Source organism: Streptomyces sp. NBC_00328, assembly GCF_036139655.1.
GTDB lineage: Bacteria > Actinomycetota > Actinomycetes > Streptomycetales > Streptomycetaceae > Streptomyces.
The window spans coordinates 9,484,283-9,504,159 of the sequence record NZ_CP108013.1; the positions used below are offsets into that span (position 1 = coordinate 9,484,283).

16 protein-coding genes and 3 pseudogenes are annotated in these 19,877 nt (G+C 70.3%); 7 read left to right on the forward strand and 12 right to left on the reverse strand.

Annotated elements, in window-relative coordinates:
- Nucleotides 1-181: 181 nt before the first annotated feature.
- From OG485_RS41780 to OG485_RS41800, 5 genes and pseudogenes are all read right to left on the reverse strand, one after another.
- Complete coding sequence (locus OG485_RS41780) at nt 182-889, reverse strand: hypothetical protein (protein WP_328674068.1); 708 nt, start codon at nt 887-889, stop codon at nt 182-184.
- Between the two features lie 41 nt (nt 890-930).
- The gene (locus OG485_RS41785) at nt 931-1,215 is read right to left on the reverse strand and encodes a hypothetical protein (RefSeq protein WP_328674069.1); all 285 of its coding nucleotides are present in this window, start codon (nt 1,213-1,215) and stop codon (nt 931-933) included.
- 449 nt (nt 1,216-1,664) lie between these two features.
- Nucleotides 1,665-1,898, reverse strand: coding sequence for a hypothetical protein (locus tag OG485_RS41790; RefSeq protein ID WP_328674070.1), 234 nt, complete (start codon nt 1,896-1,898; stop codon nt 1,665-1,667).
- A 167-nt stretch (nt 1,899-2,065) separates the two neighbouring features.
- Entirely contained in the window at nt 2,066-2,704 is a 639-nt protein-coding gene (locus OG485_RS41795) for a hypothetical protein (RefSeq protein WP_328674071.1), read from the reverse strand.
- Nucleotides 2,705-2,879: 175 nt separating this feature from the next.
- Nucleotides 2,880-3,203 (reverse strand): annotated as a pseudogene (locus OG485_RS41800) (DUF4291 family protein); the annotation flags it as partial.
- A gap of 107 nt (nt 3,204-3,310) precedes the next feature.
- On the opposite strand from OG485_RS41800, the pseudogene OG485_RS41805 reads away from it, so the two are divergent.
- Nucleotides 3,311-3,549 (forward strand): annotated as a pseudogene (locus OG485_RS41805) (Type 1 glutamine amidotransferase-like domain-containing protein); the annotation flags it as partial.
- Between the two features lie 162 nt (nt 3,550-3,711).
- Complete coding sequence (locus OG485_RS41810) at nt 3,712-3,945, forward strand: DUF5302 domain-containing protein (protein ID WP_328674072.1); 234 nt, start codon at nt 3,712-3,714, stop codon at nt 3,943-3,945.
- 246 nt (nt 3,946-4,191) lie between these two features.
- On the opposite strand, the gene OG485_RS41815 is transcribed toward OG485_RS41810, so the two are convergent.
- The 6 genes from OG485_RS41815 to OG485_RS41840 all read right to left on the reverse strand — a co-directional run bounded on the left by OG485_RS41815 (nt 4,192) and on the right by OG485_RS41840 (nt 12,473).
- A complete protein-coding gene (locus OG485_RS41815) occupies nt 4,192-5,781 on the reverse strand; it encodes a GMC family oxidoreductase (RefSeq protein ID WP_328674073.1) in 1,590 nt (529 codons plus the stop codon).
- Nucleotides 5,778-5,966, reverse strand: coding sequence for a hypothetical protein (locus OG485_RS41820; RefSeq protein WP_328674074.1), 189 nt, complete (start codon nt 5,964-5,966; stop codon nt 5,778-5,780). The genes OG485_RS41815 and OG485_RS41820 overlap by 4 nt, the downstream gene beginning before the upstream one ends.
- Before the next feature lie 184 nt (nt 5,967-6,150).
- Nucleotides 6,151-7,713 (reverse strand): long-chain-fatty-acid--CoA ligase, encoded by a 1,563-nt coding sequence (locus OG485_RS41825; RefSeq protein WP_328674075.1) that lies wholly within the window; start codon nt 7,711-7,713, stop codon nt 6,151-6,153.
- Nucleotides 7,714-7,768: 55 nt separating this feature from the next.
- Nucleotides 7,769-9,481, reverse strand: coding sequence for an aldehyde dehydrogenase family protein (locus OG485_RS41830; protein WP_328674076.1), 1,713 nt, complete (start codon nt 9,479-9,481; stop codon nt 7,769-7,771).
- A gap of 290 nt (nt 9,482-9,771) precedes the next feature.
- Nucleotides 9,772-11,247: an MFS transporter gene (locus OG485_RS41835; RefSeq protein ID WP_328674077.1), complete on the reverse strand. Its 1,476-nt coding sequence runs from the start codon at nt 11,245-11,247 to the stop codon at nt 9,772-9,774.
- 302 nt (nt 11,248-11,549) lie between these two features.
- Nucleotides 11,550-12,473: a TauD/TfdA dioxygenase family protein gene (locus OG485_RS41840; protein WP_328674078.1), complete on the reverse strand. Its 924-nt coding sequence runs from the start codon at nt 12,471-12,473 to the stop codon at nt 11,550-11,552.
- Nucleotides 12,474-12,862: 389 nt separating this feature from the next.
- Between OG485_RS41840 and OG485_RS41845 the strand changes: the two genes are divergently transcribed.
- Nucleotides 12,863-13,573, forward strand: coding sequence for a TetR/AcrR family transcriptional regulator (locus OG485_RS41845; protein ID WP_328674079.1), 711 nt, complete (start codon nt 12,863-12,865; stop codon nt 13,571-13,573).
- Nucleotides 13,574-13,628: 55 nt separating this feature from the next.
- Nucleotides 13,629-15,149 carry an FAD-dependent oxidoreductase gene (locus OG485_RS41850; protein WP_328674080.1) on the forward strand — a complete coding sequence of 507 codons (1,521 nt, stop codon included), beginning with the start codon at nt 13,629-13,631 and terminating at the stop codon, nt 15,147-15,149.
- A 655-nt stretch (nt 15,150-15,804) separates the two neighbouring features.
- On the opposite strand, the gene OG485_RS41855 is transcribed toward OG485_RS41850, so the two are convergent.
- Nucleotides 15,805-16,967 (reverse strand): IS3 family transposase gene (locus OG485_RS41855; protein ID WP_328664961.1). Its coding sequence is split into 2 segments (ribosomal slippage): nt 15,805-16,680 and nt 16,683-16,967, totalling 1,161 coding nucleotides; the frame shifts between segments, so codons are not numbered across the junction.
- A 154-nt stretch (nt 16,968-17,121) separates the two neighbouring features.
- Here OG485_RS41855 and OG485_RS41860 point away from each other — a divergent pair.
- From OG485_RS41860 to OG485_RS41870, 3 genes and pseudogenes are all read left to right on the forward strand, one after another.
- Nucleotides 17,122-18,420: a hypothetical protein gene (locus OG485_RS41860; protein WP_328674081.1), complete on the forward strand. Its 1,299-nt coding sequence runs from the start codon at nt 17,122-17,124 to the stop codon at nt 18,418-18,420.
- Nucleotides 18,421-18,526: 106 nt separating this feature from the next.
- Complete coding sequence (locus OG485_RS41865; RefSeq protein WP_328674082.1) at nt 18,527-19,489, forward strand: hypothetical protein; 963 nt, start codon at nt 18,527-18,529, stop codon at nt 19,487-19,489.
- Between the two features lie 108 nt (nt 19,490-19,597).
- Nucleotides 19,598-19,794, forward strand: a pseudogene (locus tag OG485_RS41870) (MBL fold metallo-hydrolase); the annotation flags it as partial.
- Between the last annotated feature and the right edge of the window lie 83 nt (nt 19,795-19,877).

Sequence of the window (19,877 nt, forward strand, 5' to 3'; positions counted from 1 at the left end):
GCGGCTGACCTGTTTCAGGATCTGGCGTGTCTCTGAACCGGGGTTCCAGGGAGCTCGAGAAGCTGATGGGCCGTTGGGCCGCAGGTTCAGCGATCATCTCGGAACGCAGTGATCGGCACGGGATTTCGGTCTCGCTGCGCGGCTCGGGCGGGCTGGCCGGATGCTCCGGAATGCGACTGGCTCAGAGTTTGCGGCTCTGGTCGTCCGCTGCGGGTGCGGGCCGCCAACGCGCCCGTACCACGCCGTCGTTGTCGGGCATGACAGCGGTATACAGCGGCAGGTCCTCGCCCTCATACCCGCAGAGGAGTACGGCAGCGGAGGCCGCGGATATTCGGGAGGCCAGTTCGGGGAACCCGGTCTCGTCGCAGGTGGCGCTGTGGAGACGGCCGTCCTTGTCCTGCCAGACGCCCTCAACGAGACCGTCTGCGGGGAAGGAAGCGAGAACTGCGTCGATGTCGGACGACAAAGGCGGCCGCACAGCCAGACGGGCACGCGGAGCAAGGCCGGCGCGAACCGAACCGAGGATGCCGAGGGTGAGGGAGTGCCAGCGTGTCGCACCCTCGACGAACGTCTCTTCCAGGACCCCGGCGCGGCCTGAGGCAACCGCCGCGCCCAGACCGTCCCAGAAGGCGTCGTCCCCCGGCCGCAGAAATCCTGCCCCCTCATCTTCGGGGTCGAAGTCGTACGGAGAAGAGGTCAGGCGCTCAGGGAACAATCCGGTCGCACGAATCCGGACGAGGGCTTCCTCGCAAGGGCGGTTGGTGCCGATGTAGAGGTACTGGTCCCAGCCCACGTGCACCGCGAACACGTCCTCGACTTCGAGTCGGCACCATGCCCCGTTGTCGCGGAGCATGGCCCTGACCAGTTCGAGCGCGGTGCGGAGCGGCACCTGCGCGCCGTCGTGGAAGCCGGGCGGAAGACTCGGGCCAGTTACGGCGTCGGGAGCAGGCGCGTCGGGAGCAGGCGGGAAGAGTCCGTCGAGCCCGTAGCCGTCCACCGGAGGTTCGAGCCCGAAGTGCGCGATGGAAGGTACCCCGGCTCACGGATGGCCAGGTGATCGACGCCGGTTTCCGTGGCGAACGCTGCGACCGCCTGAAGATACGCCGCCTCGACCTCACCGTGGTCGCTGCCGGTGCCCTCCAGGCCGGTGTAGTGCCCGTGTTCGTCACGGTCGGCGGGATCGTACTTCGTCACGCGGTAGACGTAGGCCAGCATGGCCTCATTCTCCCGCACGCGCCTCGTCTCCCACCGGCGGCCCTTTTTTATCTGGACGAAGAGGCAGTTGACCAGTTCGACCCATCGATGCCCACCTTCCCGGAGAGCCCGCACGGCACGGGGCTTGACGGGTGAGCTCCGATGCCGTGTCATCGTAAAAGGGACAACGACGGCGGGTGACTTGATGGTGACAGAGGGGCACGACGGGCCTGGTGCCGAGCCCGCACGCGATACTGCGAGCCCACGGCCCAGCGCTCCGAAACCTCCGCGCGAGAACGGCGGTTGGGCTGCAGACAACGTACCTGTGATCATCCTGGCTCTCATCGTCCTGGTGCTGATGATCGCGGGCTCGGCGTCCAACGACAGCGTCACCTGCCCCGGCGGAGCCACTAGCTGCGGCATTCCCTGAGACCACGCCACCGCATCTCAAGACACTCGGCGACCACCCATCACCGCAGTCCATCACGCACCTGCGCGACTTGCTCGTCCAGCACCAGGTTCTCGAACACCGGGACCACTACCTGGTGCTCTTCGAGAACGGGCTCCGCCGCACCCTGGACGCCATCGAGCCGGACGAGGACCAGCAGCTCGTCCCGCCGCTTCGCGACCTGGCACGGCCTGCGGCAACTCCGGCAGCGCGCGGCCCGCGAGGACCTCGCCCCGGGCCTGACCGCCCGCGGCACGGGATCACCTCAGCACACCGATTCCTGGCCTGGCCGCGTGAACAGGGCACCACTCCGCAGACCTGCACTCATCGCCAGGGCCGCCAGAAACCGGCATCGAGGCCCGCGCCGGCTCCTGCCGCCTGGCCACCGCCTGCCCGCGCGCGGGCAGGCGGTGGGCGGAAACCCTACGCCCCTCCGGCGAACGGATTGCCGTGCCCGGGAAGCTGCCCGCCCCGAGGAACGTACCGAAGCCGCCCGCTCTGCTCGGTCACCGGTGTGAACCCGGCGGCCTGCAGCCGGGCGACGTGCTTGGCTCTGTAGCGCCGGTTGACGACGAGCCCGACGGGTACGAAGGCCATCAGCACTGCCCAGGCGATCCCGGCGACGACCACGGCGGTGGTGTCCGCACCGAGTTGAAGGCCGAGGCACACGGCCAACGTGCTGAAGCCGACACCCAGGATGACCGTCAGCTGCTTCTCGGTGTACCTGGCGGCAAGATCGAACGCGATGCGCGCCTTGAGGAGCTCGACCTCGTCGGGCACGAGCTCCGGCAGTGCGCCCCCGCTGCTCGCGTTCGGATACCGTGCCCGGTTCTGCTCGGCACGCGCCCGGGCCTGCGGGCTGGGGTCGGGCACGATCAGCATCACGAACCCGTTGCCCTGTGACCCACCGCCCTGCCTTGCGTCCGCGTACTCGTACCCGAACTGCTGGGCGATGAAAGCGAGTCGGGCGAGCTTCTTCATGGACGCCGTGGCGCTGGTGACCTGAACGGGCTCCCCGCTCGCCATCTGCCGCAGCATCTTTTGCACATGCCGGTTACTCACCGATCGCCTCCTCACACGCGATCAGGCAGTCTGCCACACCAGCATGCTCATGCCAGACATGGACTGAACTGCGGTTGAAACGGCGAGAGCGGCACGAATGGGGGCGGACTCCCAGGGATCGACTTCGCGTCGCATCCCGACAGCGGCCACGACCTGGTGATGGTTCTCGTACGAGGTCAGGATCGCCGCGGCTGACGAGCGCGCGGATTTCGCGGGCGAGCGGAGTCACGTCGCTGATGGACACGGTCCACTCGTCCGCGTAACGCGACTATGCCTTGCCCGAGAGCCCCAGTTACAGCGAGCGGTACGGCAAGGGACGCAGGTTCAGATCGCGTTCGGGATCCCACTGGCCGCGGGACGGTGCGCGCTTGAGGTCACGCTGCCAGGTACTGCGATCGGGATGAAGCCCGCGAACGTAGCTCGACAGGCAGGCGTGCCGCAGCGCCCAGTCGAAGCCGTCGCGATCGATCTCGACGGCAAGAACGGTCTCCTGCCCGGCGCTCGTGCAGCGTCTGTCTCATGGAGCGACAGCTCAGCAATGCCGTACTCGAGGGCTGACGCGGCGGGCGCGGTCGTTCGTCACCGGGCACGGCATCAGGATCGACGTGCCGCCGGTCTGCAGGCGCCAACTGCTGGGCCGAAGGTTCGCATACCGACTCCTTCGGACCGCTGATGTTTCTGCCGGACGGACTGGGCCTGCTGCCCGGCTCGGTCTGCCCGCACTACGACAGCCGGAAACGGTGACCCGCACGCCGCAGGCCCAGCTGTTTCGGGTCGAGCCGGATGGGGAGAACGGAGTCACGGAGCGAGCCCTGCCGTGCCGCTTGCTCCCTGAAGCGCAGTGATCCTCCTCGGCGCCTTCCAGCAGGCTGGGCTGGGACGTTCCGGCTGCGGCTGTTCACCGTGAGAGGGAGGGCGGGATGGGCGGCGCGGACGCCCCGGGGACCGGGGTGCGGTGTCCGACGTGACAAGCTGTGGTTCCCACTGCCCGGTACCAGGAGGTCACCATGGCTGCAGAGTCTCCATTGCCCGAAGAGCCGGTAGACGGCGAGGACCGTTCCCTCTCGCCCGACGATGATGCCCAGGACGACTTGAAGCGCAAGTTCCGGGAGGCTCTGGCACGCAAGCGTGGTATGCAGGCGGACGCCGCCCTCACGACGAGCACCAACACGTCGAAGGTCCACGGCGCGCACGGCCCGGCCGCGAGTCAGCGGTCGTTCCGTCGAAAGAGCGGTGGCTGAGTCGTAACGGCCTTAAAGACGGGACTCGGCAGCGTCAGGCGATTTCTGGCGCTGGCCGGTTGCGCCGCGACCAACCGCGACATCGAGCGGTCGAGAAGATCTTCACCGTGGACCTCGTCCCCCCGAAGCCGGAGGCCGCCAAGCGCCTTGGCGCCTCCGTCCTTCAGCTGATGTCGAAGTCCTGACTGCCTCCACGCTGAGTTCGACATCCGTGAGCACGTGGTGCTCAGGACCGGTTCGTCGGCCTCAGTCCGCCGTGAGCAGATCCGCGGCTCGTTCCCCGATCACGATGGACGGGGCGTTGGTGTGACCCCGGATGATCGTCGGCATGATCGAGGCATCCGCCACCCGCAGGCCCCGCACTCCCCGTACCCGCAGACGCGGGTCCACGACGGAGGCGTCGTGGCGGCCCATCCGGGCCGTTCCGACGGGGTGGTAGAGCGTGTGGGCGTGGTCGGCCAGGGCGAGCGCGTCGCGCCGGTCCCGTGGCATGTCCTCGGCCCCGGGCGGCATGAGGAAGCGGCCCTTGGACAGGCCGCGGTCGGCGAGCCGGCCGATGATCTCCTCGCAGACGTCGAGTCCGGCCAGCAGGGCCGCGCGGTCGGCGCCGTCCGGGTCCGTCAGATAGCGCGGGTCGATGACCGGCTTGGCGAAGGGGTCCGCCGAGGCCAGGGTGACCGAACCGGCGCTCTCGGGGCGCAGCAGGATCGCCCCCACGGTCAGCCCGTGCTCCGGCGGCTTGACGAGACCCTCGCCGAGGAAGGGCACCGGAGCGAAGATGATCTCGATGTCGGGCAGCTCGAGGTCGGGCCGGCTGCGGACGAATCCGTACGCCTCGCCGATGTTCGACGTGAGCATCCCCCGGCGGCGGGTGAGGTACTTCAGCAGTTCGGAGGGCCGCTCGGCGGCGACCAGGGTCCGGTCTGCGGCGTCGACGGCGAGGCCGCTGATGAGATGGTCGGTGAGGTTGGCGCCGACCTGCGGGGCGTCCACCAGCACCTCGATGCCCCGCTCGCGCAGGTGTCCGGCGTCGCCGATGCCGGACAGCATGAGCAGCTGGGGCGTGTTGACCGCGCCCGCGCTCAGGACGACCTCGCGGCGGGCCAGCACCGTGCGCGTGACGCCCCCGGTGACGTACTCGACGCCGATCGCGCGGCGGTCCTCGAAGAGCACGCGGGTGGCCTGCGCGTCCGTGACGACCCGCAGGTTCGGGCGGCGGCGGGCCGGCTTGAGATAGCCGTCCGCGGTGCTGCACCGCGCGCCGCGCCGCTGGCTCACCATGGTCTGCGAGAACCCGTCGGGCGTCGCGGTGTTGGCGGGTTCGACGGTGTGGCCGAGTGCCCGGACGGCGTCGAGGAAGGCCGCCGTGTGCGGGTTCGGGTCGCGCTGCGGCTCGACCCGCATGGGGCCGGTACGGCCGTGGTCGGGGTCGGTGGCGCCGAGGACCCCTTCCGCGCGGCGGAAGTACGGCAGCAGGCCCTTCCACGACCAGTCGGCGCCGCACAGGTCGCCCCACTCGTCGTAGTCGGCGGCGAATCCGCGTACCCACATCATGGCGTTCATCGAGGAGGAGCCGCCGAGCATCCGGCCCCTGGGCCAGTAGACGGGGCGCCCGGAGAGCTCGGGCTGCGGGGCGGTCGAGTAGTCCCAGTCGAGCTCGGTCCTGAACAGCTGGGAGAAGGCGGCGGGTATGTGCACGGCCGCCTTCCGGTCCCGGCCGCCGGCTTCGAGGAGGACGACCGAGGCCGGGCCGCTCCCGGTCAGCCGGCCGGCGAGGGCCGCCCCGGCCGATCCCGCTCCGACGACGACGTAGTCGGCGCTTTCCGGGGCGCTCACCGGGTCACCCCGGTCGTGCCCCGGTCCGTGCGGCCGGGCGGCGTGCTGTTCCGGTCCGTACGGTCGAGCGTTCCCGCCGTCGGCCGGGCGGCGAGGCCGGGGGAGGCGGCGCCGGGAGAGGTGACCCACCTCGCCCTCCTGCGGGGCCCGAACGGTGGCGCGGAGCGTGGTGCGGTGTACGTCATGACGTCCTCCTCGTCGAGGTTCGCTCCAGAGCTTCCGGCCGGGCCGGTGCCACGGGGTGGCCCCTGGAGGTGATGGGTTCACGGAATCGGCCGGCGAACGGGCCCCGACGGCCGCCGAGCGGGTACCGGGGCCGGCCGCCGCGCGGCTGGGCCGCCGTCAGGGAAGCGAGGTGCTGCGGGCCCCTCAGGGGGGCGTGGGCGCGTCCCGCAGTTCGCGCTTGAGGATCTTTCCCGTGGCGTTGGTGGGCAGCCCCTCGCGGAACTCGACCAGGCGCGGGTACTTGTATCCGGCCATCCGCTCCCTGCACCACGCGATCAGCTCCTCCCCGGTGAGTTCGGCGCCCGGGGCGAGGACCACGCAGGCCTTGACCTCCTCGCCATGGGTGGCGTGGGGCACGCCGAGGACGGCCGCCGTGCTCACGGCGGGGTGGGTGAGCAGGACCTCCTCGATCTCCCGCGGGTAGACGTTGAAGCCCCCGCGGATGATCAGGTCCTTGGTGCGGTCGACGACGTAGAGCCATCCGTCGGCGTCCCGGCGGGCCAGGTCCCCGGTGCGGAACCAGCCGTCGCGCAGCACCTCGGAGGTCGCCTCGGGCCGGTCGTAGTAGCCCTTCATGACGTTGTGCCCGCGCACGACGATCTCGCCGATGGCGTCCGGACCCTTCACCGGCGTGCCGTCCTCGGCGATCAGGTCCACTTCCACGCCCCAGACCGGACGGCCGACGGAGCCCGGGCGCGCCGGCTCGCCGCGCGGTGTGAACGTCACCGCGGGGCTCGTCTCCGACAGGCCGTAGCCCTCCAGGACGGTGACCCCGAAGCGCTCCTCGAACCGGCGGTGCGTCTCGACCGGCAGCGCCGAGCCCCCGGAACCCGCGATCCGTAGATTGGCGGCGATCTCCGCCCGATCCGCCTCGGGCACGTCCTCGGCGAGCAGTGCCGCGTACATGGTGGGGACGCCCGCGAAGAAGGTGACGGCGTGATGCCGCATCAGGGCGAGGGCCGAGCCGGCGTGGAAGCGCGGCAGCAGGACCAGCGTCGCGCGGGCGGCGAGGCCGGCGTTCATCTGCACGACCTGGCCGAAGGAGTGGAACAGCGGCAGGGCGATCAGATGGACGTCGTGCCCGACCTCACCGAACATCTTGTGGCAGGTCAGCGCGTTCAGCACCAGGTTGGAGTGGGTGAGTTCGGCGCCCTTGGGCCGGCCGGTCGTGCCGGAGGTGTAGAGGATGACCGCCGTGTCGTCCGCCTCGGTGGCGACCGTCTCGAACTCGGTGCTTTGTCCGGCCAGCGCCGACGTCAGGGTCCGCGTGCCCGGGATCGGGGAGGTCTCGGTCGGGGCCGCGGTGAGCAGGAAGAAGTGGTCGCAGCTCTCGATCTCGTTGAACCCGTCCCATCCCTCCTGGCCCGTCCGGAGTTCGGAGGTGCCCTCGAAGCAGAAGTACGCCTTGGCGTCGGAGTCGGCCAGGTGATAGGCGATCTCACGGCCCTTCAGGAGAACGTTGAGCGGTACGACCACCGCGCCGGCCTTCAGGATGCCGTAGTAGACCACCGGGAACCAGGGGAGGTTCGGACAGGACAGCGCCACCTTGTCGCCGGGCTCGATGCCGCGCGAGCGCAGCAGGCCGGCCACCTGGCGGGCGGCGGTGTCCAGCTCCGCGTAGGTCGTCCGCCGGTCGCCCAGGACGACCGCCGTACGGTCGGGCACGGCGTGGGCGCTGTTCTCCAGCATGACGGCGAGGTTGAGCATGGGCTGTTCTCCGTAGGGGTGTCGGCGGGAGTCGGTGCGGGCTGTCGGGCTCGGCTCAGCCGCGCAGCGCGGAGGCGAAGAGGGCGGGCAGCCGCAGCGGACTGGGCGCCGTGGTGAAGCGGGTGAGGCGCTCCACGGTGGTCAGCGCGGTGCGGTTGGTGACGAAGTACGGCGGGCGAGGGGACAGCGAAGGGTCGCCCGTGACGAGCCCGCGGGGTGCTGGCGTGAACGGGGCACGCAGCACGGTCTTCTCGATGTCCTCGCCCCGGAGCATGAACGCGTTGTGCACGAAGCCGACGCCGCTGCCGATGTCCTGGCGGGTGTGGCCGGGGAAGGCGCCCCAGGGGGTGAAGCCGAGCAGGAAGCCCACCGCGGACCAGCAGTTGACGCCCAGGGTGCCGTAGCGCAGGTCGGCGACGGCGGCGTCCACCGCCGCGCGGTCCTGTCGCGCGGTCCTCGGATGCACGATGAGGGTCGCCCCGAGGGTGCCGGGGAGACGGTCGTTGGCGAAGTCGACGGCGTTGCGGAGAAACGCCGCCGTGGTCGCGCCCGGCAGCCGTACGACGCCCAGCGCGCTGGCGAAGACCTCGTCGGTGACCAGGACGTCGTCGGAGTCGGTGACGTCGGGGACGAGGAAGCGGCACCCGTCGCCGTACCGCTCCGCCCGCGGGTGTGCGGCGAGTACGGCGTCGAGGCGCTCGCGGGCCCCGGGGTAGTAGTCGGCGCGGGACGGCAGCGCGCGCAGCACCCGGCGGATCTCGTTCAGCAGCCTCTCGGTGCCGTCCCAGTCGCGCGGTACGACGAGGATCTGGCCGGCGATGCAGTTGTGGCCGGAGTTGTTCATCTTGCTGGTGACGATGTGTTCGGCCTGGAAGCGGAAGTCGGCGTCGCTCCACGGGCCGGGGGCGACGACGCACGGGCTGATCCCGCCGAGTTCACTGCTGAAGGGCTTGCCGATCAGTGGCCGGTCCTCGAGTCGGCGGCGCCCGGCGTCCTCGTCCGTCCCCCAGACGATCGCGTCGTGCGTGCGGTCACTGCCGGTGACGTGGATCGCGTCGACGCCCTCGTGGTGGGCGAGGTATCCGCCCTCGGCCGCGCCGCCGTCGACGAAGCGGACCCAGCCGCGGCTGACGAACTCCGCGAAGACGTGCTCGAAGTGGGGGCGCAGATAGGCGTTGACGGGGTTCATCTTGGCGACGACGACCTGGCCCTCGGCGTAGAGCTTGTGCAGGATGTCGAGCGCGGTGATGGAGGCGACGTTCCCGGCGCCGAGTACCAGGGCCACGGCCGAGGGCTCCGGCCGGCCCCGGTACGGGCCTGCCGCGCGGTCGCGCGTCTCGTCGGCGGTGACGCCCGGCCGCATCCACACCTGGGCGCTGAAGCCGTTGAGCAGCAGCCGGTCCCAGGCGGTCGCGGGGAACACGTCGACGCGGGTGCGGCCGGCCGTCTCCCGCACGGCCTTCGCCTCGAGCGGCTCGCGGCCCGCGGCGACGCGCCGCAGCACGTGCAGATACGCCGCGGCGTTCTGCGCGAGGGCCCACGGACCGCCGATCCAGTCCTCGGCGGCCCACGGGGAGTCAGGAGCGTAGCCCTTGGCGCGGGCGCCGGCCGCGGCCAGTTCGGCCGCGCCGGAGTCCACCCGGCGCAGCAGCCGTTCGAGGAGCGCGATGCGTTCGGTGAGCGGGACGGCGGACCAGGACGCGGCACTGCCGCGCAACTCGGCGACGGCCCGGTCCAGGCAGGAGGTGTCGAGGGCGCTGGGGTTCACGTCATTCCTCGCGGTAGGGAAGGAGCGGGGGAGGCGGTGGGGGAATCGGTGGGCGGGGGAGTGGGAAGCAGGGTGAAGCGGTGGCGGAGGTGTCGCGTCGCCGGCCGGGAGGTCGGCTCACGGGGAGCCGGGGAGCCGGGGAGCCGGGGAGATGAGGAGACGGGGAGCCGGGGAGACGGGAGAGGCCTGCGCCGCTGGGAGACAGGGAATCCGGGATGGGATTCGGCTCGCGGCGCGGAGCCCCCTCCCGTGTTCTCCTCTGGGCCCGTGGAGGCACGCGGGAGTGGTCGTCAGGCGAGCTGCCGCTGGGCGTCGTGGTCCGGGGCGAGAGGGTCGGCGCGGCGTGCCGACAGCAGCCGGGCGTCGCGGGCCGGGTCGATCAGCGTGAGGGCGGCGATTCCGCCCAGCAGGAGCAGTACCCCGGTGATCAGGAGCGCTTGCCGGTAGCCCGCGGTCCCGTGGGTGTCCACGAGATGCCCGACCAGGGTCGGGGCGATCAGACCCGCGGTGGTCACCACGGCGTTCATGATGCCCAGCGCCCCGCCGCGGCGGTCGGCCGGCGCCAGTTCGGCGACGGTGGTGGCGGCGACGCTGCCCATCGCCCCCGCGCAGCCGAATCCGGCGACCAGGAGCACGACGGTCGCGGCACCGGCCGGTGCCGCCGGCAGGGCGAGGCACGCCCCCGCGCCGACGAGCAGCAGGACGCCGCCGACCCCGCCGCGCGCCCGTCGGCTCGAGGACCCGCGACGCAGCAGCCATCCGGTCAGGCCGGCCTGGCCGAGCACCACGACACCGCTCAGCCCCCAGACCAGCATGAGGAGCCGGGCGGAGACGACCGAGGAGTACCCGAGACCGTCATGGAGATAGGAGGGGAGCCAGACCAGGCAGAAGGCGATCACCCAGTAGGTGCCGAAGTAGGCGGCCGTGGCCCCGATCCAGGTACGGGTCGCGAGGATCCGGCGGTACGGCGTCCCGCTCGCGGCGCCGCCCGCCCCGGCCACGTCCTCCGCCGCCTCGGCCACGCGGTCCGCTTCGCGGCTGTCGGCCGCCGGGTCGGCATCGGAGCCATGGCCCTCCCGATCGGCACCGGCACCAGGGCCGTCGGCCGGGACCGGCTCCGGGGTCCTGCTGCCTCGTATCCCCGCGTGGGGCCCCTCTCCGCCGAAGGGGATCCACAGCAGCGCCCACACCGCGCCGGCGACCGCGACCACCGCCACCGCGGTGCGCCAGCCGTGTTCGTGGATGACCCAGGTCAGCACCGGGGCGGCGACCAGGACTCCGAGGGTGATCCCCAGCACGATCAGCGCGCCGGGCAGGTTACGACGGTGGTCGGGGAACCAGGACAGCGTGGTCTGCTGGGCCACCGGGAACGCCGGCCCCTCGGCGGCGCCCAGGAGAACGCGCGAGGCGACGAGCACGGCGAGCCCTCCGCCCAGGATCAGCGGTGCCTGGGAGAGGGACCACAGGACGGCCATCGTGAGCAGCAGCCACTTGGGCCGTACGCGGTCCGCGAGCAGTCCCACCGCGGCGCCGCAGATCGAGAACAGCAGGAAGAACGCGCTGTTGGCGAGTCCGAAGGCGGACGCGGACAGGCCGAGGTCCTCGCGGACGGGGTCGGCCGCCAGGCCCAGTACGGACTTGTCGGCGAAATTGACCATCATGAAGACGACCAGGAGCGCGGTGACGGTCCACGCGCGGCGGCGCTGGTCGGGTGGTGTCTTCACAGGGGCGGCGGGCACAGCGGGTACGACGTCGGTGTCGGTCACAGGGGCTCCGCGGGGGACGGGTCGGGATGGGGAGACGGAGGGAGGGGCACGGGACGGAGGCGGGGCGGGGGCACCCCGGGGACGCCGGCCGGGGAATCCGGGCCGGTACCCGACCGGAGGACAGCCCGGACGCGGTCGGCGACGGGACGCCATGCCCGGCCGCCGCGGAGGGCCGTCCGCCGCGTGTGTGCCCGCCCGGCCGACGAGGTAGGTGTGGGCCGGCCGGGCGGAAGCCTGCGGAAGCGGGCGGGTGCCCGTCCTGGCAGCGGGGCGTCCGGGCAGGGAGCCCCCGGCGACGGGTCTCAGGACAGGGGCTCGCCGGCGATCGCGATGCGCTCCATGACGCGGCGCTGCGGGTAGTAGTCGTTGATCGCGTAGTGCTGCGTGGCGATGTTGTCCCAGATCGCGACGGAGCCGGGCTGCCAGCGGAAGCGGACCTGGTACTCGGGGATACGGGCCTGCAGGACCAGTTCGCCGAGCAGCTCATGGCTCTCGGACTCCGGCAGACCGGTGATCCGGGTGGTGAAGGGCTCGTTGACGTAGAGCAGCTTGCGGCCGGTGCGCGGGTGCCGTACGACCACGGGGTGCTCGACGGGCGGCAGGGCCTCCCGGTGCGCCGCGATCTGGCTCTCCGTCATCGTGAGGCCCCAGCTGGGCACCCAGTCGTGCACCGCGGTGAGCCCCTCGATCCGGGCCTTCGTCCGTTCGGAGAGGTTGTCGTACGCGGCGCCCATGTCCGCCCAGAGGGTGTCGCCTCCCGCGGCGGGGACCTCGACGGCCCGCAGGACCGAGCCGAGGGCCGGTGCGGCCATGAAGGAGTGGTCGCTGTGCCAGATGTTCTCCGTGCCCACGGCCATGGCGTCCTTGGCCAGGCGCGAGACACCGGCGGTGTCGCCGGCGGGGAAGAACGGGTTGGGCTCCGGCGCGCCCCACAGGGCGGAGAGCGTGAGCTGGGAGCTCGGGTCGAAGGCGTGCTGGTCGCGGAAGAAGATCACCTTCCACTCCAGCAGGGCCTGCTTCAGCTCCGCGGCGAGGTCCTCGCCGATCGGGAGCGACAGATCGACGCCGGCGATCTCCGCACCGATGTGCGGGGTGAGCGGGCGGATGCCCATCAGCCGGTACTCGGTCGGGGCGGCACCGGGCGCGGTGCGCTCCAGCACCCGCTTTCCGTAGTGCATCAGGGGCTTGCCGAGGGTGGGCGCGGGAGGGGTGACGACGCTGTCCATGGGCTCTCCAGAACGACAACCGGGATTTCGTTACCTGGAGTATCGTTATTGAGGTGCGAGGTGGCAAGGGCCTGGAGCGATCGTTGTGAAGGGGCCTTTCGCGCGGGGCCGGGGCCGTCGGTCGCGCCGGCTGCCGACGGCTGTCGGAGTGATGCGGGTGCGAGCCGGCCGCGAGGCCCGGTCGGCGGGTTCACGGTGATCTCCACCGGTCGGCCGTCGTCGTGGAGGTCGTCGTAGAGGTCGTCATCGACCGTCCCGGGACTGTCGTCCAGTAGGGGCGGCGTAGTCCGCCAGGCCATTTGGTGCATCGTTCCAAAATAGAACGACACTCCAAAATGGTTCACTGATCTAATTTGGTACGACGCTCCAAGTGTGTCATATTTGGGGACATGCCAACACGAGCACGCCACACTCGGCGGCGTAACCAGGTGCTCTCTCGGGAGCAGATCGTCGACACCGCGATCGACCTGCTCGACGCAGGCGGTGAGGGCGCGCTGACCGTCCGGGCGATGACCGATCGCCTGGCCACCGGGTCGGGAGCGATCTACTACCACGTCGGCAACCGGGACGAGCTGCTGGACACGGCGACGGAAACCGTCATCACCGCCGCTCTGGCCGCCAAGCCCGCCCGGGCCGCGGCCTCGCCCGCGGCCTCGCCCGAGGACGAGATCCGAGCCGTCGCACTGGCCTTGTTCGATGCCGTCGCCGAACACCAGTGGCTCGCCACGCGGCTGACCCTCCAGATCATCCGCAACCCCGCCGGCCCGGTGACTGTGGGGATCTTCGAAAGGCTCGGTCAGCAGGTGGGCGCCCTGGGCGTACCGCAAGTCCGCTGGTTCGACGCGGCCTCGACGCTCGTGCACTACATCCTCGGAGCGGTCAGCCAGAACGCCCGCATCGAGGGAGACACCTCAGGAATCGACCCTGAGGCGGACCGCGAGGAGTTCTTCGACGCCACGTCACAGGCGTGGCAGGAACTCGACCCCCAGTCCCACCCGTTCATGCACGCCATCGCCGGCCAGATGGGAGAGCACGACGACCGCGAGCAGTTCCTCACCGGCATCGCCGTCGTCCTCGACGGCCTGACCAACCTGCGCTGACCCACCCGAAATCCGGCCGGGCAGCCCCCTGTTTCGTTTCAGACGGGAAACTCTCATGCATGACGTGGTAATCGCGGGCGGTGGCCCGGTCGGCCTGTTCCTGGCCGGTGAACTGGCCCTGTCCGGCTGCTCGGTCCTGGTCCTTGAACGCGACCAGGAACCGTCCTCGCCTCTGAAGGCGCTGCCGTTCGGCCTGCGCGGTCTGAACGCCGGCTCTGCCGAAACGTTCTACCGCCGCGGCCTGCTCGAAGCGATCATGGACGCCTCGGGAGCCGACGAGAAGGAGGTCGGCGCCGACCCCCACGCGAGCGAGGCACCCGCTCCCCGCGACGTGTCTCATTTCGCGGGCATGGGCCTGGACGCGGCCGGCATCGACGCGTCCGCACTTCCGTTCCGGCTGCCCAGCCCGGCGATGGAAGGCTTCATGACGAGCCTGGAAGCGGTCGCGACAGTGGTGGCCGAGCGGGCTGCGGCCCTCGGCGTGGAGATCATCCGCGGCGTTCCCGTCACCGCTGTGACACAGGACGACGAAGGCGTCGCCGCCACCGCCGGCGGCCAGGAACACCGGGGTCGCTGGCTGGTGGGATGCGACGGCGGGCGCAGTGCCGTGCGCGAGCTCGTGGGCTTCGACTTCGTCGGCACCGAGCCGCTGTTCACCGGGTACGTCGCCAAGGTCACCTTCGCCGATGCCCAGCAGTTGCCGCTTGGCTTCAACCTGACACCGAACGGCATGTATCTGCGCACGCCCTTCGAAGGCCACCTGGGCATGAACGACTTCGACGGCGGCACCTTCGACCGCTCGCAGCCGCTGACGCGCGAGCACCTCCAGACGGTCCTGCGCCGCATCTCCGGCACCGACGTGACGCTCACCGACGTGCAGCTCGCCTCCAGCTTCACCGACCGGGCGATGCAGGCGACCAGCTACCGCAAGGGCCGCGTGCTGCTCGCCGGGGACGCCGCGCACATCCACTCCCCACTCGGGGGCCAGGGCCTCAACCTCGGTATCGGCGACGCCGTCAACCTCGGCTGGAAGCTCGCCGCGACCGTGCACGGCACCGCGCCCCACGGACTGCTCGACACCTACACCGACGAGCGCCATCCCGTCGGCGCCGCGATCCTGGACTGGTCGCGAGCCCAGGTGGCGGCCATGAAACCGGGTCCCAACGCCCCCGCGCTGCGCAAGCTTGTGTTCGACCTGATGAGCACCCGCGACGGGGTGACCCACGTCTACCGGCAGACGTCGGGACTGTTCCACCGCTACGACCTGGGCAGCGAGCAGCCGCTGGTCGGCCGCACCGCCCCCGACTTCCGCTTCACGGACGGCACCCGCCTCGGTGAACTGCTGAGCAGGGGTGAGGGCGTGGTCCTCGACTTCACCGCCGACCGCGCGCTGCAGAGCGTGGCCAAGGGCTGGGACGGGCGGATCCGGTACGCGGCCGGACCGGTGCGCAACGACCTCGGATTCACCGCCCTGTTCATCCGGCCGGACGGCATCGTGGCGTGGGCGGATACCGACGCCAACCCTGAGGCGTTCCAGCAGGCCGCGACCCGCTGGCTCGGCCACCCCCAGAACTAGTGCCCCGGCAGGCAACGTTCGCCCCGTCGCGACGCCCGGCACGCTCCCCCAAGCTCTTCGAGCAGGGGGGACCCCCACTCGCCGCACCGGGCACAAGCCCAAGTACGTCCAGTACGAGGGCTTGCACCCGGCACGCCGAGAGCACGCACCGGACGCCGCTCCTTGACGGGCAAACGTTGCCTGCCGGGGCACTAGCGGGTCACCGCGGACGGGGGGAGCGGGCGGGGCCGAGTGAACACGCCCCCGATCGCGAAGCGTTCGGGCTGTTCGCCTCGTTCACCATGGCCGTGGTCATCTCCATCGTCATTCCGATCGCGGTCGTGACCGTGACCGTGGTCACGACCGCGATCGCCGTCTGATTCCCCACTCAGGCCCACTTCCCTCCAGGAGAACGCTGTCGGCGTACGAGTGCCGGCATCGGCATCTTCTGTGGAATCAGCCTTGTCAAGCCTCCTCGCACAGCCCGGGCGAGCGCGTCACACACTGAACGGACCGGTGCGAAAGCCACGTGTCCTATCGACCTCGCGAGTCGGATCAGCCAACTGGACGTCCGACAGCCGATGTTCGCTGCCTCGTAAGGCATCGGCGGTCGTCCGGCAGACGGAGAACTCGAGAGCGGGAACGGGTCTGATGCAGGGTTGGGTGACAGGTTGGGTCACGCGGCCTGGAGGGCCGGTGTGGTCATGACGGTCTCGAATTCGACGGGGGTCAGCCGGCCGAGGGAGGCTTGTCTGCGGCGTCGGTGGTAGGTCCGCTCGATCCAGGTCACGATCGCGATCCGCAGTTCCTCGCGGGTGGCCCACGCCCGGCGGTCGAGGACGTTCTTCTGCAGCAGACTGAAGAACGACTCCATAGCCGCGTTGTCGCCTGCCGCCCCGACTCTCCCTATCGAACCGGTGATCTGGTGCCGGTCGAGCGCCTGGACGAACTTCCGTGACCGGAACTGCGATCCACGATCGCTGTGCAGAACACACCCGGCGACGTTCTCTCGGCGGGCCACGGCGTTGTTCAAGGCTGCGACGGCCAGGCGGGACTTCATCCGTGCGTCGATGGAGTAGCCCACGATCCTCTTGCTGAAGACATCCTTGACCGCGCAGAGGTACAACTTCCCCTCACCCGTGGCGTGTTCGGTGATATCGGTGAGCCACAGCCGGTTCGGGCCGTCGGTGGTGAAGTCCCGGCGGACGAGGTCGTCGTGGACCGGCGGGCCGGCCTTCTTGGTCCGGCCGCGCTTCTTGCCGAACACGCTCCACCAGCGGTTGTCCCGGCAGATCCGCCAGGCGGTCCGGTCCGCCATGCCGGATCCCGCGCTGCGGGCTTCGTCGGCCAGGAAGCGGTAGCCGAACTCCGGATCCTCACGGTGGGCGTCGAACAGCGCGTTCGCGCGAGCGGCCTGCTCGAACTCGGCATCGGTCACCGGCCGCTCCAGCCAGCGGTAGTAGGGCTGTCTGGCGAGCTTCAGGACCCGGCACGTCACCGTGACGGGCACACCGTCCCCGGCCAGCTCTTTCACGAGCGGGTAGATCCTTTTCCCGGCAGATGTGCCTGCGACAGGTAGGCCGCGGCCCGGCGCAGGACCTCGTTCTCCTGCTCCAGCAGCTTGATCCGCCGACGTGCTTCCCGCAGTTCTGCGCTCTCCTGGCTGGTCGTCCCGGGCTTTGTCCCGTCGTCGATGTCCGCGCGGCGCATCCATTTCCACAGCGTCATCGCGTGGACTCCGAAGTCGGCGGCCACCTGCTCCACCGTCACGCCCGGGCCGCGGTTCCTCGCGACCCGCACGACGTCCTGGCGGAATTCTTCCGGATAAGGCTTGGGCACAGCGACATCCTTCCCACCCGCCCCACAGGGCAAGCCACTTCAGATGTCACCCGATCGTGCAGCAGACCCAACCGTAGCGGCTTGACCGCAGCCACGTAGTGACATGTCATCAAATTCGGCAAGTAGCTCACTTGTACAGCTGGGAAGGGAAGTCATGGAGATCTACGCCTACTGGCTTGACGGTGAGCATCTGCGGTTGTCCGAGTGGGGACCGCAGGATCTTTCGCTGTCCGTCATGCTGAAGATCCAGGCTCTGCTGGGGCACACGGTGGTGCTGAGCGACGTCCAGCTCATCGACAGCCCTGTGGTGCAGACACTTTTCGAGACCGATGACTTCAGATCTTTCGTGCGCGGCTGCCCCGAATTCCTGCGCTGTACAACTGCCGCCCCGTCTGGGAGCGACCCGTTCACACTGGTCACCACCGGGTTGCAGCGCGCCTTGGAGCCCGGCTGGCTCTCCTCGTCGTTCGACACTGCTGAGCCCCTGGTCCGGCTGTCGGAAGCGGTCTTGGAACGAGGGGACGCCAATCCGGGGCCGCTGTTCGCCCGGGGCACCGCCCTGGGAGCGCTGTACCAGGAAAGCAGTCCATTACGGCAGAGGCTCCAGGCCGTGGCATGGACGCTGCACCACTTCTCCCGCGAACCCGGGGTGCCACTGGGCACCAGTACGATGGCCCGCCCCAGCTCCTACTGCGACGTGCTCGAAGAAGTAGCGGAGCTGCCGGGCCTCCCCGGCCACGACTACGCCCCGGTGGAACGCACGCTCGCCTACCTGGAGGGCCACCTGGGAGAGTGGGACCGTCACCGCAGAGCTCTGCTCATGGCCCACCTCGACGCGACGAACCCGCCGCACAGGACCGCGATCTGGAACACCGCGACCCAGGCGTGGAACGCTGCGGTGCAGCGTACGCTCGGCACCGACGGGGCATCCCCACGGTCCCTGCCCGAAGCGGCCGACGTAGGGCTGTACCTCGGGAGTCCCACGGACGCTCTCTTCGAGCCATCGGATCCCGCGTCCACATCGCCCGCCGGCCCCGGCCTGGCGTCGAATCACCTGGCGGCAGTCGGAGCACTGAGCTGGCAGGACATGGGGAAAATCCAGCGGGACGACGCCGTGACCCGCCGGCGCAACGAGTATCAGACGGCGCTGCGGGCCGCTGACGCGGCGGCGGCGGACGACGCCCTCGCCACGTTGCTACGGGCTGTCAGGAAGAAGCTCCCAGCCTCCGCGCACGGGTCCGGGCATCTTGGCTGGGCTGCTGTCGAAGCCGGGCTGGCAGGAGCCGGGCTGGCCATCGGTGCGGCAGACACCTTCGGGTTTGCCGCACCCGCCCTGGCATTCGGACTGGCAGCCGAGCGACTGATCAGAGGCGGTCGCAATCGGTCGCATATCGTCAACACGCTGATGAAGGCAGGCAGACGAGGCTCCTGGACACAACGCGGCACCACATGAACAGGCCGGAGGCTCAAGCAGAATGGACATCTACAACAAGACGGAGTTCCTTCCCCCGACCCTTTTGAGTACGCCCTTCGCCCGCGCAGCAGCAGGTCCAGTCGGCATGCGGAGCGCGAAGACCGTCATCGACGGCGCAGTCGACCTGTGCGACTCCCTGCTCACCTGCGACCTGGGCCGGACACCGTCGGTCACCGTGCGGCACAACGGAACGGTCCGCTGGCCTGCGGACACGCTCACGGCGCGCTGGCAGGCCGAATGGCGCGGGCGGCATCCCGGCGAGCGCAGCGACCCCAAGGTGGCGGTACACCGCCTGCGAACCGGAGCCCGAGGACAGGCCGAGATCGAGCTGGCACAGACCGACTGGGGCCAGGTGCAAGGAGTGCAGGCCGGGTTCCTGGCCTTGCACGGCGATTCCCGAGGACGCGCCTCGTTCCTGTCCGCACTGCTGAGCGGCAGTCGTGCTCCCGTGCCCAATATCGCCACGGTGCATGGAGTCATCGAGACTGCGGACAACATGATCCTGGTGAACCGGCGCAGCCACCTCGTGAAGTACTACCCACTCACCTGGAGTTGCTCGTTCGAGGAGGGAATGGAGCCGGGCGATGTCGCCGAGGTCGGGTCCAACGCCTTCCACCGGGCCACGCGCAGGGGGATCACCGAGGAGTTCGGCCTGAAAGCCGACCGTGATGGACTCACGGTGCTGGGACTGCTGGGTGATACAGCGGCGATGAGTGTCGCAGCGGTGGTGCACTGCCGTATTCCCGTCCCGGCGGAGAGGCTGTACATCGGGCCGAAGGCCGCCCAAGCCCCCGATGCCTGGGAGCACACCAGATACGCCCTGCTACCCGCTTGCCCGGAAACGCTGGCGGGACTGCTGCTGGGCGCCGCACGCCCGCGGGGCGACACCAGCCCGGAGCGGTCCGACACCGGGCGGAGCCACGAGCCCCTTTCCTGGCATCCGACCTCCCGGTATCGGCTGCTGCTCACCATGCTCTTCCGCTTCGGCAGGACACGGACAGCCGCGGCCCTGGCGCAGGCAGCCCTACTCCAGCAGAGGAACCCGTAACGCCGACGGTGCCTGAGCGCAGGGAGGCTTCCACCTTGATCGTGGACACCGGTTGTCATGCAGCGACGGCCAGCGTAGTTGATCTCTGTTCGAAGGCGACCGGCGGTCAGCGGCGACACCCTGTTCGCCGGTGGGCCGGGGCGACGGGGCGGTCGTACAGTCACTTCCCGACCGTCATCGAGTCGATCCGGGACCGGCCGCTGACACTGCCGGGCGACACCGTCGTGCACACCGGACACGGAGGGAAGGCCACCGTCGCCGCCGAGGCCCCGCACCTCCAGGAGTGGATCGGGCGCGGTTTCTGACGCCCACTCGCACCCTTCGACCGCCCGCTCTCGGCTCGCGTCCGTCGCGAGCCGATATGGCGGGCTGTTGTTGTTCCATATGG

Excerpts from the sequence above, each read along its gene's own strand:
- OG485_RS41785 (WP_328674069.1), bottom strand. The coding sequence starts at position 1,215 with ATGCTGGCCTACGTCTACCGCGTGACGAAGTACGATCCCGCCGACCGT.
- OG485_RS41810 (WP_328674072.1), top strand. The coding sequence starts at position 3,712 with ATGGCTGCAGAGTCTCCATTGCCCGAAGAGCCGGTAGACGGCGAGGAC.
- OG485_RS41820 (WP_328674074.1), bottom strand. The coding sequence starts at position 5,966 with ATGACGTACACCGCACCACGCTCCGCGCCACCGTTCGGGCCCCGCAGG.
- OG485_RS41825 (WP_328674075.1), bottom strand. The coding sequence starts at position 7,713 with ATGCTCAACCTCGCCGTCATGCTGGAGAACAGCGCCCACGCCGTGCCC.
- OG485_RS41840 (WP_328674078.1), bottom strand. The coding sequence starts at position 12,473 with ATGGACAGCGTCGTCACCCCTCCCGCGCCCACCCTCGGCAAGCCCCTG.
- OG485_RS41845 (WP_328674079.1), top strand. The coding sequence starts at position 12,863 with ATGCCAACACGAGCACGCCACACTCGGCGGCGTAACCAGGTGCTCTCT.
- OG485_RS41850 (WP_328674080.1), top strand. The coding sequence starts at position 13,629 with ATGCATGACGTGGTAATCGCGGGCGGTGGCCCGGTCGGCCTGTTCCTG.
- OG485_RS41860 (WP_328674081.1), top strand. The coding sequence starts at position 17,122 with ATGGAGATCTACGCCTACTGGCTTGACGGTGAGCATCTGCGGTTGTCC.
- OG485_RS41865 (WP_328674082.1), top strand. The coding sequence starts at position 18,527 with ATGCGGAGCGCGAAGACCGTCATCGACGGCGCAGTCGACCTGTGCGAC.